We start from the raw sequence: 12,947 nt of genomic DNA on the forward strand, positions 1-12,947 counted from the left end.
GGCGCGGTCCATCACAGCCGCAGCGAGTAGCTGTTGGCGAGATCGTCCTGCAGGACGCTGGCCTTCTCCGTCGTGGTGTCCACCCGCACCGGCTGATCGAGTGTGCGGGTCCGGTAGCTCCAGCCTTCCGGCAGTGTCAGCCGGCCCGCGAGGCCGGCCAGGTCGTCGAGGGTGAGCGTGGGATCGACTGTCTGACTGTAGGTTTGCATGATCCAGTGGCGGCCGTCTGAGTCCACGAGCTCGAAGACGGGGGTTCCGGCGTCGAACACGAATGCCGCCTTCCGGTCGACCCGGTTGACGGAGTACGGCGCCGGGTTCATCGACGACAACGCCACCGTCGCCTGGCGCAGCATCTCGATGCCGCCGAACGTCTGTCGCTCCGTTTCGGTGCCGCCGGTTTTCTCGATGTGGCTCATCAGCCAGTAGCGGGGGCCGTTGAGGAGGGCCGCGACGGCGTGGTGTTCGGCGGCGATGGCCTGGGCGTCGAGCTCTCTCCACAGTTCGGCGGGACAATCGTTGAGCGGATAGGTGTTGTAAACGGTTGCCTGCGGTCCGTTTTCGTCAATGTGCACGAGAAGGACCTCGCCGTACCGCTTGTCGAAGACGTTGGTCATGAGCTGCGCTCCAATTCCAGGTATGCGTCGCGGCCTGCCAGGCTCACCGCGACGTCGAAGATCAGCGGTTCGAAGAATCGCTGCCGGTAGAGGGGGTCGACACTGGTGCTCACCGTGAAGTAGAGCCCGGAGAGCACCGCGACGAACAGCGACGTGTGCACGACCGTCTGCGGTATCGGGATGTGAACTCCGAACCAGGTTCCCGCACAAGGTGGTTCGCCGACCGCGCACATCTCTTCGGCCGACCACAGAACCGTCACGTCGTCCGGGATGGCGATGATGCCCAGGGCCAGGAAGAACGCGAAAAGCCCGGCCGTGAACAACACCACCTGGATCGCCTGCGACACCACCATGACCGCGACCACGTTCACCTGCTCGGCCCGCGACAGGGGAGTGTGTCCGGCGGCGCGCACCGACTCCAGCGGTGTGCCGGCGAGGAGAGCCGCCGGGTCCTGCTGTTCGGAACGGTCCTGGCGCAACGCCCTGACCTCGTCGCGGATGGTGGCGATCATGAACAGCAACGCCACTGCACTGAGGAATCCGATTGTCTGCCACAGTCTTTCCCGCGTCATCCGGGCCGACAGCTGCCACAGCTCTCCGGTGAAGTACACGACCACCGTCAACATCAACAGTGGCAACGCGCGGCTCATCAACGTGCCCAGCGCACCCAGCTGCGCCCAGGCGAATCGGAAGGCCCACAGCGCGATCGAGCCGAAGCCGAGGTAGGTCAGCCAGATCGCCACCGCCGAGATGACCACGAAGATCGGCGCTTCGGCCGCTGCGGCACCCGACCATCCGCTCACCGTCAACGGCATGACCACCACGAAGATCGTCATCACCAGAACGGCGGCCCACCGGCGCAGCAACTCACCGGCGCGGGTGCCCAGTCGATGCAGGATCTCCAGCACGAACGGCGCCGCGACGAGCACGACGGCGATCGCGCCCAGCCGCGCCGCATACCCGTAGTCGGGTGCCTCGCCGGTCACGTCGGCCAGCAGCATCGTCACCGCGGTGGTCGCGCCGACCGCGCTGACCATCGGCGCCGAGCGCTGGATCAGGTTGCGCGCGCGGACGCGCCGGGTCAGCACCAGCGGTAGTCCCCGGTGCAGGAACCAGTCGTGGATCGCCCGAAGCTCCGGTGTCCTGCGAGAGCTCACGTCGCGGCCGTCACGGTGCGGTAGCGGTCCCGGGCCACGAGCGTCAGCCGGAGGTCGTCGATCAGCGGGTCGAGAAACTGCGCCCGGTACTCCTTGTCGCCGACAGCGCGCGCGGCCAGGTACATGAACGTCAGGGCGACCAAAAACAGCGTGATCTGGATCAGGGCATCGGGCACCGGAAGGGTCATCCCGAGGAACTGGCCGTCGGGCGATCCACTGGATGTCAACGCGGCCAACAACTCCGGGCTGATCAGGATCAGGCCGAGGGCGAAGAAGAGCAGACCCGTCACCACCGAGACCGTCAGCACCTGGACGATCTGCGACATCGCCAGTACGAAGACCACATTGAGTCGCTCCGGCTTGGACAACGGCACCCGGCGCGGCCGGTCGGGCATCGTCGCGAACGGTGTCCCCGTCAACCGTTCGGCGTCGTCGGGCTGTTTCGCGTCCGGCCGCAGGATCGGTCGGACGCGGCTCAGCGTGCCCGAGATCAGGAACGCGACGGCGATCAGCATCAGGAAGTCCAGTCCGAGCCACAGTCGGCCGCGGCTGATGGTCCCGGCCATCGTCCAGACTGGTCCGTTGAAGAACACCAGTACGGTCAGCAGCATCACCGGCAGCGCCCCGATGAGCAGGCTGCCGATGGACGCCAGGTTGCCCAGCGTCATGCGGACCGCCCACCCCAGGATTGCTCCGATTCCCGTTGCGGTGCAGACGAAGATCAGCGCCACGACCACGAACTCGGTGACCAAGTTGGCGAAGACGCGGGCACTGGGGCCCGCGTAGACGCTGCCCAGGGTCGCTATGCCCACCGATGCCGCGGACACCGCGGCCCGCACGCGCACATCGTCGGTGCGCGACACCAGCCAACCCGCGACACCGGCGGATGGCAGGACGAGCAGGATGACGGCGATGACGAACCACTCGGTGCGTGTGGGCGCCCCGTTGATGTCGACGGTGTACTTGCCGGTCACGCCGACGACGATCATCGAGAACGTCATCATCACGGCGAGGCCCGCCAGCGCGGGCGCTGACCGTGTCCACACCCGCTGCACCAGGACGCCGGGACGCAGCACGGCGGGCAGGCCGTGCCGCAGAAACCAGCGTTCGGCTGCAAGACGGTCCGCGGTCTTGGGAGTCCCCGCTTTCTTGGAGTTCATGGCGGGTAAATCTCACCACGCGGGAGTGCCAACTGCGCGGACCTTTAGGCTGGTCGTCATGCAACGGATCATCGGAACAGAGGTCGAGTACGGCATTTCCTCGCCGACCGACCCGACCGCGAATCCGATCCTCACCTCGACCCAGGCGGTGCTCGCCTACGCGGCGGCCGCGGGCATCCAGCGCGCCAAGCGCACCCGGTGGGATTACGAGGTCGAGTCGCCGCTGCGCGACGCTCGCGGATTCGACCTGAGCCGCTCGTCGGGCCCACCGCCGGTGGTCGATGCCGACGAGGTCGGCGCCGCCAACATGATCCTGACCAACGGTGCCCGGCTCTACGTGGACCACGCGCATCCCGAGTACTCGGCGCCCGAGGTCACCGACCCGATGGATGCCGTGATCTGGGACAAGGCGGGCGAGCGTGTCATGGAGGCCGCCGCACGTCACGTCGCGTCGGTGCCGGGGGCCGCGAAGCTGCAGCTGTACAAGAACAACGTCGACGGCAAGGGCGCGTCGTACGGCACCCACGAGAACTACCTGATGAGCCGTCAGACGCCGTTCTCGGCGGTCATCGCGGGCCTGACGCCGTTCCTGGTGTCGCGCCAGGTGATCACCGGCTCCGGGCGCGTCGGGATCGGGCCGTCCGGTGACGAACCCGGCTTCCAGCTCTCTCAGCGCTCTGACTACATCGAGGTCGAGGTCGGCCTCGAGACGACGCTCAAGCGCGGCATCATCAACACCCGCGACGAACCGCACGCCGATGCCGATAAATATCGCCGGCTGCACGTCATCATCGGCGATGCCAACCTTGCCGAGACGTCCACGTATCTCAAGGTCGGTACGACTGCACTGGTCCTCGACGTGATCGAGGAGGGGCCGCAGATCGGGATCGATCTGTCCGATCTGGCGTTGGCCCGGCCGGTGCACGCGGTGCATGTGGTGTCGCGCGATCCGTCGTTGCGTGCCACGGTCGCGCTGGCCGACGGTCGGGAGATGACCGCGCTCGCACTGCAGCGGATCTACCTCGACCGGGTGGCCAAACTGGTCGACAGCCGCGACCCCGATCCCCGCGCCAGCGACGTGCTGGAAACCTGGGCCCATGTTCTCGACCTGCTCGAACGTGACCCCATGGAGTGTGCCGACCTGCTCGATTGGCCGGCCAAGCTCCGGCTGATGGAGGGTTTCCGCAGCCGGGAGAACCTCGGCTGGAATGCCCCTCGGCTGCATCTGGTCGACCTGCAGTACTCCGACGTGCGGCTCGACAAGGGCCTCTACAACCGGCTGGTGGCGCGCGGCTCGATGAAGCGTCTGGTTACCGAGCAACAGGTCATCGATGCTGTCGACAACCCCCCGACGGACACTCGCGCCTACTTCCGTGGCGAATGTCTGCGGCGTTTCGGCGCCGACATCGCGGCCGCCAGTTGGGACTCGGTGATCTTCGATCTCGGAGGCGACTCGCTGGTGCGCATTCCCACCCTGGAGCCTCTGCGTGGCAGCAAGGCACACGTCGGTGCGCTGCTGGATTCCGTCGACAGCGCCGTGGAACTCGTTGAACAGCTGACAACCTGAGGCGAGCTATCCCCAGCAATCGCATCGATGCCCGGTAGTGTGGTGAGACCGGGGGACACGGTCGAATGCCCGCAACGGGTGACGAGACTTGAGCAGGAGGCAGCGATGGCCCAGGAGCAGACCAAGCGTGGCGGCGGAGGCGGCGAAGACGACGACCTCTCCGGCAGCACGGGCGCCGGCCAAGAGCGCCGGGAGAAGCTGGCCGAAGAGACCGACGATCTGCTCGACGAGATCGACGACGTCTTGGAAGAGAACGCCGAGGATTTCGTGCGTGCGTATGTGCAGAAGGGCGGACAGTGACCTGGTCGGATCGAGATAAGTCCGCCTTTCCGTCCGCACTTCCCGGCGCTTTCAGTGCCGCCTCGGCCATGTCACATGGCGGGGTGAATCCGTCGTCGTTCTCCGACTTCCTGCGGCATCAGGCGCCACATCTGTTGCCTGGCACGTTCGGTGCGGGGTCGCTGGGGCAGCCGACGGACGCCGTGCCGCACGGCACGACGATCGTGGCTCTGAAGTACCCCGGCGGTGTGGTGATGGCCGGTGACCGGCGCGCCACCCAGGGGCACATGATCGCGAGCCGCGACGTGCAGAAGGTGTACATCACCGACGACTACACCGTCACCGGTATCGCGGGCACCGCGGCGATCGCGGTGGAGTTCGCGCGGTTGTATGCCGTGGAGCTGGAGCATTACGAGAAGCTCGAAGGCGTCGCGCTGACGTTCCCCGGCAAGGTGAATCGGCTCGCGACGATGGTGCGCGGCAATCTCGGTGCGGCGCTGCAGGGTTTCATCGCGTTGCCGCTGCTCGCCGGCTATGACCTCGACGACCCCAATCCCGACGGCGCCGGACGGATCGTGTCCTTCGACGCGGCGGGTGGTCACAACCTCGAAGAAGAGGGATATCAGTCGGTCGGGTCCGGCTCGATCTTCGCGAAGTCGTCGATGAAGAAGCTGTATTCCCAAGTGACCGATGCGGATTCCGCCTTGCGCGTGGCGATCGAGGCTCTCTACGACGCGGCCGACGACGATTCCGCCACCGGCGGGCCGGACCTGGTGCGCGGAATCTTCCCGACGGCCGTGGTTATCGGCGCCGATGGTGCCGTCGAGATCTCCGAACAGCAGATTGCCGCGGTATGCCGCGAGATCATTCAAAGTCGTTCGCGGGCAGACACGTTCGGGCCCGATGCCGAGCCCGTTCGAGGTGACGCGCTGTGAGCTTCCCGTATTTCATCTCGCCCGAGCAGGCGATGCGTGAGCGTTCCGAGCTTGCGCGCAAAGGTATTTCGCGCGGACGCAGCGTGATCGCGCTGGCGTATGCCGATGGTGTGCTGTTCGTCGCGGAGAACCCGTCGCGGTCACTGCAGAAGGTCAGCGAGCTCTACGACCGCGTCGGCTTCGCTGCCGTCGGTCGGTTCAACGAATTCAACAACCTTCGCAGCGGCGGCATCCGGTTCGCCGATACGCAGGGCTACGCGTACTCGCGCCGCGACGTGACGGGTCGGCAGCTGGCCAACGTCTACGCACAAACGCTGGGCACGATCTTCACCGAGCAGGCCAAGCCGTACGAGGTGGAGCTGTGCGTGGCCGAGGTTGCCCATTACGGCGAGACCAAAGCGCCTGAGCTGTACCGGATCACCTATGACGGGTCGATCGCCGACGAGCCGCATTTTGTCGTCATGGGCGGTACCACTGAGCCGATCGCTGCAGCGCTCAACGAGTCGTACACCGAGAACGCGAGCCTGAACGACGCTGTGTCGATCGCCGTGGGTGCGCTCGGCGCCGGCGGCAACGGCGCCGAGCCTCGGACGTTGGGGCCGTCGACGCTGGAGGTGGCGATCCTCGACGCGAACCGTCCGCGGCGCGCGTTCCGCCGGATCACGGGGCCGGCGCTGGAGGCGCTGCTCCCGGCCACGGAGACCGGCGAGTCCGGAGACGGTACTTCCACCGAGTAACTCCTTCCGCGCCGAGTGTGCGCGGATGGTGATAGATCGGCGATAACTCCGCCCTGAGTGCACGCTCAGTGACGCGGCTTTCGTGCGCGTCATGCGCAGGACTCTCACAGGAACCGCTTTGCGTGTCCACCTTGCGTCGGACATCGCGAAGGTGGATGATTTTGTTGCGCATAACGCATCGCGTTGCGCAATACGCAACAAAGTAGGTTTAAAACCTCCACCATTTCTCGAAAGCGGTCGCAGCATGCCCAAAGTCGTCGTGATCGGTGCTGGAATCGTCGGCACGTCGCTTGCCGACGAACTGACCGCACGCGGATGGACCGACGTCACCGTCGTCGACCGCGGGCCGCTGTTCGTCACCGGCGGGTCCACCTCGCATGCCCCCGGGCTGGTGTTCCAGACGAACCCGTCCAAGACCATGACCGCGTTCGCCAAGTACACCGTCGAGAAGTTCAACGCACTCGATCACCCCGGCGGCTGGGCGTTCAACCCCGTCGGCGGCCTGGAGGTCGCCACCACACCTGAGCGGTTGGCAGACCTGCACCGCAAGGCCGGCTGGGCCCAGTCGTGGGGCATCGAAGGCCACCTGCTGACACCGGCGGAATGCGCCCGGCTGCATCCGTTGGTGGACCGGGACTGCATCCTTGGCGGATTCCACACCCCCGCCGACGGCCTCGCCAAGGCACTGCGTGCGGCCGAGGCCCAGGCGCGGCGCGCCGAAGCCAGAGGCGCCACCCTGCGGCCCTACACCGAGGTGCTCGGCATCCTCGACAACGGCCGTCGCGTCACGGGAGTCCAGACCGCCCACGGTGTCATCGACGCCGACATCGTGGTCTGCGCCGCCGGTTTCTGGGGTGCAAAGTTCGCGCGCCAGGTCGGGCTCGTTCTGCCGCTGGTGCCGATGGCCCACCAGTATGCGCGGACCGGCCAGATCCCCGACCTCGTCGGCCGCAACACCGAACTCTCCGAAGCGAGCCTGCCGATCCTGCGGCATCAAGACCAGGACCTCTACTTCCGTGAGCACGTCGACCGCCTCGGCATCGGCTCCTACAGCCACAAGCCGATGCCCGTCGACATGACCACCCTGCTGGCCGACACCGCGGGTGAACCGATGCCGTCGATGATGCCGTTCACCGAAGAGGATTTCGCTCCCGCCTGGCGTGCGGCTGCCGATCTGATTCCTGCACTGGACGATTCGAAGGTCGAGGAGGCCTTCAACGGCATCTTCTCGTTCACCCCCGACGGATTCTCGATCATGGGCGAACACCGCGAGCTGGCCGGGTTCTGGGTCGCCGAGGCGGTGTGGGTCACGCATTCGGCGGGCGTCGCCAAAGCCACTGCCGAGTGGATCATCGACGGCACGCCCTCGATCGACACCCACGAGTGCGACCTGTACCGGTTCGAAGACCTCGCGCGCAGCCCCAAGTTCGTCCTGCAGACCAGCTCGCAAGCATTCGTCGAGGTTTACGACGTCATCCATCCCCACCAGTACCGCACCGCCCTGCGAGGTCTGCGCACCAGCCCGTTCCATGCCCGCCAGACCGAACTCGGCGCCTTCTTCTACGAGGGTGGCGGCTGGGAACGTCCGGCCTGGTTCGAATCCAATGCCGCTCTGGCGCAACAACTCTTCGACGACGGCCTCGCGGTGCCGCCGCGCGACGAGTGGGCGTCGAAGTTCTGGTCACCGATCTCGATCGCCGAATCGCACTGGACCCGCGAACGTGTCGCGATGTACGACATGACCCCGCTGACCCGCTACGAAGTCTCGGGTCCGGGCGCCGCGGCCTTCCTGCAGACCATGACCACCAACAACGTCGACAAGAGCGTCGGATCGGTCACCTACACGCTGCTGCTCGACGAAACCGGAGGAATCCGCAGCGATCTCACCGTGGCCCGGCTCGGCCCTGAGATCTTCCAGGTCGGCGCCAACTCGCCGATGGATTTCGACTGGCTCGCGCGTCGCAAACCTGCCGATGTGGTCCTGCGTGACATCACCGGCGGCACATGCTGTCTCGGGGTGTGGGGTCCCAAAGCGCGCGACGTGATCGCTCCGCTGTGCCCCGACGACCTGTCCCATGAGGGGTTCAAGTATTTCCGCGCGCTGCACACCTATATCGACGCGATCCCGGTGACGATGATGCGGGTGTCCTACGTCGGCGAACTCGGCTGGGAGATCTATGCCGGCGCCGAATACGGTTCGGCACTGTGGGATCTCATCGCCGACGCGGGTGCTCCCCATGGCATCATCCCGGCCGGACGCATCGCGTTCAACAGCCTGCGCATCGAAAAGGGCTATCGCAGCTGGGGGACCGACATGACCGCCGAACATCGACCTGCCGCAGCGGGTCTCGGTTTCGCGGTCCGCATGACCAAAGACGACTTCGTCGGCAAAACATCGTTGGAGCAAGCGACTGAGCCACAGAATGTGCTGCGCAGCATCGTGTTCGACGACCCCGCCGCGGTGGTCCTCGGCAAGGAACCGGTATCTGTCGGCGGCCGCTGCGTCGGATACATCACCAGCGCCGGCTTCTCCACGACCATCGGCCGCACCATCGCCTATGCGTGGCTGCCGTCCTCGGTAGCAGTCGGGGATGCCGTCAGCGTCGCCTACCGGGGAGAAACCCATCGCGCCGTCGTGCATGCCGAACCTGTGGTGGACCCCGAGATGTCCCGGATCAAGAGGTAGCGGGTGCGGACGCGAGGAGCAGAACAGCAGATGACTTCGCAGACCTTCGATGTCATCGTCATCGGTCTCGGTGGCATGGGCAGCGCCGCCGCCTACCACCTCGCCGCCCGCGGGCAGCGCGTGCTCGGCCTGGAAAAGTTCACCCCCGCCCACGACAAGGGTTCCAGCCACGGCGGTTCGCGCATCATCCGGCAGTCCTACTTCGAGGACCCGGCGTATGTGCCGCTGCTCTTGCGCGCATACGAACTGTGGGACGAGCTCGCCAAGGACAGCGGACGCGATGTCTATCGCATGACCGGCGGCCTGTTCATCGGACCGCCGGACTGCCTGACCGTCGCGGGCAGCCTGCGTGCCAGCCAGGAGTGGAATCTGCCGCACGACCTGCTCGACGGCAACGAGATCCGGTCGAGATTCCCGAACTTCACCCCGAAACCAGGTGACGTCGCGCTGTATGAGGCAAAAGCCGGGTTCGCCCGCCCCGAGCTCACCGTGCAGGCACACCTCGACCTCGCCGAAAAGGCCGGCGCCACCCTGCGGTTCGGTGAAGAAGTACTGGAGTGGTCCGAGACATCCGGTGGGGTCACGGTGCGTACCGAAGCAGGCACCTACACGGCGGGGCAGGTCGTGATCTGCCCCGGCGCGTGGGCCCCGCAACTGCTCGCGGACTTCGGGATCCCGATCACCGTCGAACGCCAGGTGCTCTACTGGCTCGATCCCGTCGGCGGCACCGAACCGTTCGTCGACCATCCGATCTTCATCGACGAGAACGCCTCCGGCATGCAGATCTACGGTTTTCCCGCCATCGACGGACCGAAAGGCGGCGTCAAGGTGGCCTTCTTCCGCAAGGGCGTGGAATGCACCCCCGAAACCATCGACAGATCGGTGCACGACTCCGAGATCCGCGAAATGCGCGAGCGCACAGCAGAACTGCTTCCGGCACTCGACGGCCCTTGTCTGCACTCGGCGACATGCATGTACTCGAACACCCCGGACCAGCACTTCGTGATCGCCCGCCACCCCGACAGTGCGAATGTGACTGTTGCGTGCGGCTTCTCCGGGCACGGCTTCAAATTCGTTCCCGTGGTGGGTGAGATCCTCGCCGATCTCGCCATCACAGGTGCAACGACGCACCCGATCTCGCTGTTCGACCCTCGCAGATTGGTGACGACATGAATACCCTCCTTCCCACGCTCGCCGGGAAGCTGTACAACAGCCCCGACGTGTTCGCCGCCGAGCAGGAGCACATCTTCGAGAACATGTGGTTCTGCGCTGTGCGCTCCTCGGACCTCGCGCTGCCCGGCAAGTTCAAGAAGGTCCAGATCGGACGCGAGAGCGTGCTGTTCGTGCGGGGACGCGACGGACTGCTGCGCGCCTTCCTCAACGTGTGCAGGCACCGCGGCGCGCAGCTGTGCACGGAACCCGAAGGCCAGGTGAAGCGGAGCCTGCGCTGCCCCTACCACTCCTGGACGTATGCGCTCGACGGCAAGCTGATGGCTGCACCGAACATCGGGACGTTGACCGACGACGCCGGGGCGCCGATCGACAGGTACCGGTACGGGCTCGTGCCGGTGGCCCTGACCGAATGGCTCGGCTACGCGTGGGTCTGCCTTTCGGACACCCCTCCGCCGTTCGAGGACGTGATGGCCGAGGCGACGAAGACACTCGGCGACTCGGATGCGATCAATCGCTACGGCATCGGCGGCCTCGATGTCGGGCACCGGATCGTCTACGACGTCGCGGCGAACTGGAAGCTGATCGTCGAAAACTTCATGGAGTGCTACCACTGCAGTTCGATCCACCCCGAACTGGTCGGGGTTCTCCCGGAATTCGCCCGCGGGCTGGCCGCCCAGGCCAACGTCGGTCTCGGTGCGGAATTCGGCTCCGAGGTCGACGGATTCACCGTCGACGGCGCAGCGGGTTTCGAACGGCTGCCCGGGATCACCGAGGACCAGGATCGCCGCTACTACGCGATCACCGTGAAGCCGACGGTGTTCATCAACCTGGTGCCCGATCACGTGATCTTCCACCGAATGTTCCCGATGGCCCCGGATCGCACGGTGGTGGAGTGTGATTGGCTCTACACCGGTGAGGTCGTCAACTCCGAGCAGGACGTATCCCGCTCCGTCGAGCTCTTCCACCGGGTCAACGTCCAGGATTTCGAGGCATGCGAACGCACCCAGCCGGCCATGTCGTCGCGGGCGTATCGCCAGGGCGGCGTCCTCGTTCCGGCGGAACACCACATCGCGGAGTTCCATGACTGGGTAATGTCCCGTCTGGCCGCCACCGCGGTCTAGACGGCGAGGAGGGTTCGACAGGCGATGGATGGTGAACCCGACCTCTGTATCGGCGGGGCGTGGCGTCACGCCTCCGACGGGGGGACCCGTTACATCGTCAACCCGGCTCACGGCGGGGTTGCCGCAGTCGTCGACGAAGCCACCCCCGACGATGCGTTGGCCGCCGTCGCCGCGGCACGGGCGGCCTTCGACGAAGGAACGTGGCGTGCCACGCCGGTCACGGAACGTGCCGCGCTGCTGGACCGCGTCGCCGATCTGCTGCAACGGGACAAGGAAGCGCTGGCCCGCCTCGAAACCTCAGACACCGGTAAGACACTCGCCGAGAGCCGCATCGACATCGACGACGTCACATCGGTTTTCCGGTATTACGCCAAACTCGTCGGCGCCGAATCCGATCGTGTCGTCGATGTCGGCGATTCCGCGGTGATCAGCAGGGTGGTGCGCGAACCGATCGGGGTCTGCGTCCTGATCGCGCCGTGGAACTACCCGCTGCTGCAGATGTCGTGGAAGATCGCTCCGGCGCTGGCGGCCGGTTGCACGATGGTCGCCAAGCCCAGCGAGGTGACCCCGCTGACCACGATCGCGTTCGTCCACCTTCTCGACGAGGCGGGAGTGCCCCCGGGCGTGGTGAATCTCGTTCAGGGAAGCGGTGCCACGCTGGGCTCGGCGCTGACCGACAACCCCGACGTGGACTTCATCTCCTTCACCGGCGGGCTGGACACCGGCCGCGCCATCGCCAAAACCGCCGCCGAGCACGTCACGAAGGTCGCGCTCGAGCTGGGCGGCAAGAACCCTCACATCGTGTTCGCCGACATCAGGGATGCCGGTGATTTCGATTCCGCCGTCGACCACGTGCTGACGGGGGTGTTCCTGCATTCGGGGCAGGTCTGCTCGGCGGGAACACGATTGATCGTCGAAGAGTCCATCGCCGACGATTTCGTCGCCGCGATCGCCGCCCGCGCCGCCAAGATCGTCGTGGGCGACGGTGTGGATCCGGCCAGTGAAACCGGGCCGCTGGTCTCGGAGCAACACCGTGACAAGGTGGAAAACTATGTCCAGCTGGCAATTTCGGAAGGAGCCAGCCTCGTCTGCGGGGGAGCGCGGCCCGACGATCCGGCCCTGGCCAACGGCTACTTCTACCTCCCCACGATCTTCGACCGGTGCGACCGGTCGATGAGGATCGTTCAGGAAGAGACCTTCGGTCCGATCCTGACGGTCGAACGATTCACCACCGAAGCCGAGGCGATCACCCTCGGCAACGACACGGAATACGGTCTGGCCGCCGGTGTCCGGACATCGGACTCGGCGCGAGGCGAACGTGTGGTGCGGGCACTGCGGCACGGCACGGTGTGGCTCAACGATTTCGGCTACTACACCGCGTCGGCGGAATGGGGCGGTTTCGGAAAGTCGGGCAACGGTCGCGAACTCGGTCCGTCAGGACTCGCGGAATACCAAGAGCTCAAACATATCTGGCAGAACACCGCTCCCACCGCCGCGGGCTGGTTCAAGAACTAGCAC

Annotated in this window: 11 protein-coding genes; 8 read left to right on the forward strand and 3 right to left on the reverse strand. The window is 66.0% G+C overall.

Annotated elements, in window-relative coordinates:
• Window positions 1–11 precede the first annotated feature (11 nt).
• Genes P9A17_RS18270 through P9A17_RS18280 form a run of 3 tightly spaced genes read right to left on the reverse strand, consistent with a single transcriptional unit; the run spans window position 12 to window position 2,931 of the window.
• A complete protein-coding gene (locus P9A17_RS18270) occupies window positions 12–614 on the reverse strand; it encodes a hypothetical protein (protein ID WP_278040110.1) in 603 nt (200 codons plus the stop codon).
• Complete coding sequence (locus P9A17_RS18275) at window positions 611–1,771, reverse strand: hypothetical protein (protein ID WP_278040111.1); 1,161 nt, start codon at window positions 1,769–1,771, stop codon at window positions 611–613. The genes P9A17_RS18270 and P9A17_RS18275 overlap by 4 nt, the downstream gene beginning before the upstream one ends.
• Entirely contained in the window at window positions 1,768–2,931 is a 1,164-nt protein-coding gene (locus tag P9A17_RS18280; protein WP_278040112.1) for a hypothetical protein, read from the reverse strand. The genes P9A17_RS18275 and P9A17_RS18280 overlap by 4 nt, the downstream gene beginning before the upstream one ends.
• A 58-nt stretch (window positions 2,932–2,989) precedes the next feature.
• On the opposite strand from P9A17_RS18280, the gene dop reads away from it, so the two are divergent.
• From dop to P9A17_RS18320, 8 genes are all read left to right on the forward strand, one after another.
• The gene (gene dop / locus P9A17_RS18285) at window positions 2,990–4,498 is read left to right on the forward strand and encodes a depupylase/deamidase Dop (RefSeq protein WP_278040113.1); all 1,509 of its coding nucleotides are present in this window, start codon (window positions 2,990–2,992) and stop codon (window positions 4,496–4,498) included.
• Window positions 4,499–4,603: 105 nt separating this feature from the next.
• Window positions 4,604–4,798 (forward strand): ubiquitin-like protein Pup, encoded by a 195-nt coding sequence (locus tag P9A17_RS18290; RefSeq protein WP_278040114.1) that lies wholly within the window; start codon window positions 4,604–4,606, stop codon window positions 4,796–4,798.
• Window positions 4,795–5,712 carry a proteasome subunit beta gene (gene prcB / locus P9A17_RS18295; RefSeq protein ID WP_278040115.1) on the forward strand — a complete coding sequence of 306 codons (918 nt, stop codon included), beginning with the start codon at window positions 4,795–4,797 and terminating at the stop codon, window positions 5,710–5,712. Before P9A17_RS18290 ends, prcB begins: the two co-directional genes overlap by 4 nt.
• A complete protein-coding gene (gene prcA / locus P9A17_RS18300; RefSeq protein ID WP_278040116.1) occupies window positions 5,709–6,449 on the forward strand; it encodes a proteasome subunit alpha in 741 nt (246 codons plus the stop codon). The genes prcB and prcA overlap by 4 nt, the downstream gene beginning before the upstream one ends.
• 244 nt (window positions 6,450–6,693) lie before the next feature.
• Window positions 6,694–9,135: an FAD-dependent oxidoreductase gene (locus P9A17_RS18305; RefSeq protein ID WP_278040117.1), complete on the forward strand. Its 2,442-nt coding sequence runs from the start codon at window positions 6,694–6,696 to the stop codon at window positions 9,133–9,135.
• Between the two features lie 30 nt (window positions 9,136–9,165).
• A complete protein-coding gene (solA, locus tag P9A17_RS18310; RefSeq protein ID WP_278040118.1) occupies window positions 9,166–10,308 on the forward strand; it encodes an N-methyl-L-tryptophan oxidase in 1,143 nt (380 codons plus the stop codon).
• On the forward strand, window positions 10,305–11,429 hold the full coding sequence (locus P9A17_RS18315) for an aromatic ring-hydroxylating dioxygenase subunit alpha (protein ID WP_278040119.1): 1,125 nt from the start codon (window positions 10,305–10,307) through the stop codon (window positions 11,427–11,429). The genes solA and P9A17_RS18315 overlap by 4 nt, the downstream gene beginning before the upstream one ends.
• A 24-nt stretch (window positions 11,430–11,453) precedes the next feature.
• Window positions 11,454–12,944, forward strand: coding sequence for an aldehyde dehydrogenase family protein (locus tag P9A17_RS18320; RefSeq protein ID WP_278040120.1), 1,491 nt, complete (start codon window positions 11,454–11,456; stop codon window positions 12,942–12,944).
• Window positions 12,945–12,947: the final 3 nt, after the last annotated feature.

It is taken from the genome of Mycobacterium sp. 236(2023) (genome assembly GCF_029623955.1).
Classification (GTDB): Bacteria; Actinomycetota; Actinomycetes; order Mycobacteriales; family Mycobacteriaceae; genus Mycobacterium.

Excerpts from the sequence above, each read along its gene's own strand:
- P9A17_RS18270 (WP_278040110.1), bottom strand. The coding sequence starts at position 614 with ATGACCAACGTCTTCGACAAGCGGTACGGCGAGGTCCTTCTCGTGCAC.
- P9A17_RS18280 (WP_278040112.1), bottom strand. The coding sequence starts at position 2,931 with ATGAACTCCAAGAAAGCGGGGACTCCCAAGACCGCGGACCGTCTTGCA.
- dop (WP_278040113.1), top strand. The coding sequence starts at position 2,990 with ATGCAACGGATCATCGGAACAGAGGTCGAGTACGGCATTTCCTCGCCG.
- P9A17_RS18290 (WP_278040114.1), top strand. The coding sequence starts at position 4,604 with ATGGCCCAGGAGCAGACCAAGCGTGGCGGCGGAGGCGGCGAAGACGAC.
- P9A17_RS18305 (WP_278040117.1), top strand. The coding sequence starts at position 6,694 with ATGCCCAAAGTCGTCGTGATCGGTGCTGGAATCGTCGGCACGTCGCTT.
- solA (WP_278040118.1), top strand. The coding sequence starts at position 9,166 with ATGACTTCGCAGACCTTCGATGTCATCGTCATCGGTCTCGGTGGCATG.
- P9A17_RS18315 (WP_278040119.1), top strand. The coding sequence starts at position 10,305 with ATGAATACCCTCCTTCCCACGCTCGCCGGGAAGCTGTACAACAGCCCC.
- P9A17_RS18320 (WP_278040120.1), top strand. The coding sequence starts at position 11,454 with ATGGATGGTGAACCCGACCTCTGTATCGGCGGGGCGTGGCGTCACGCC.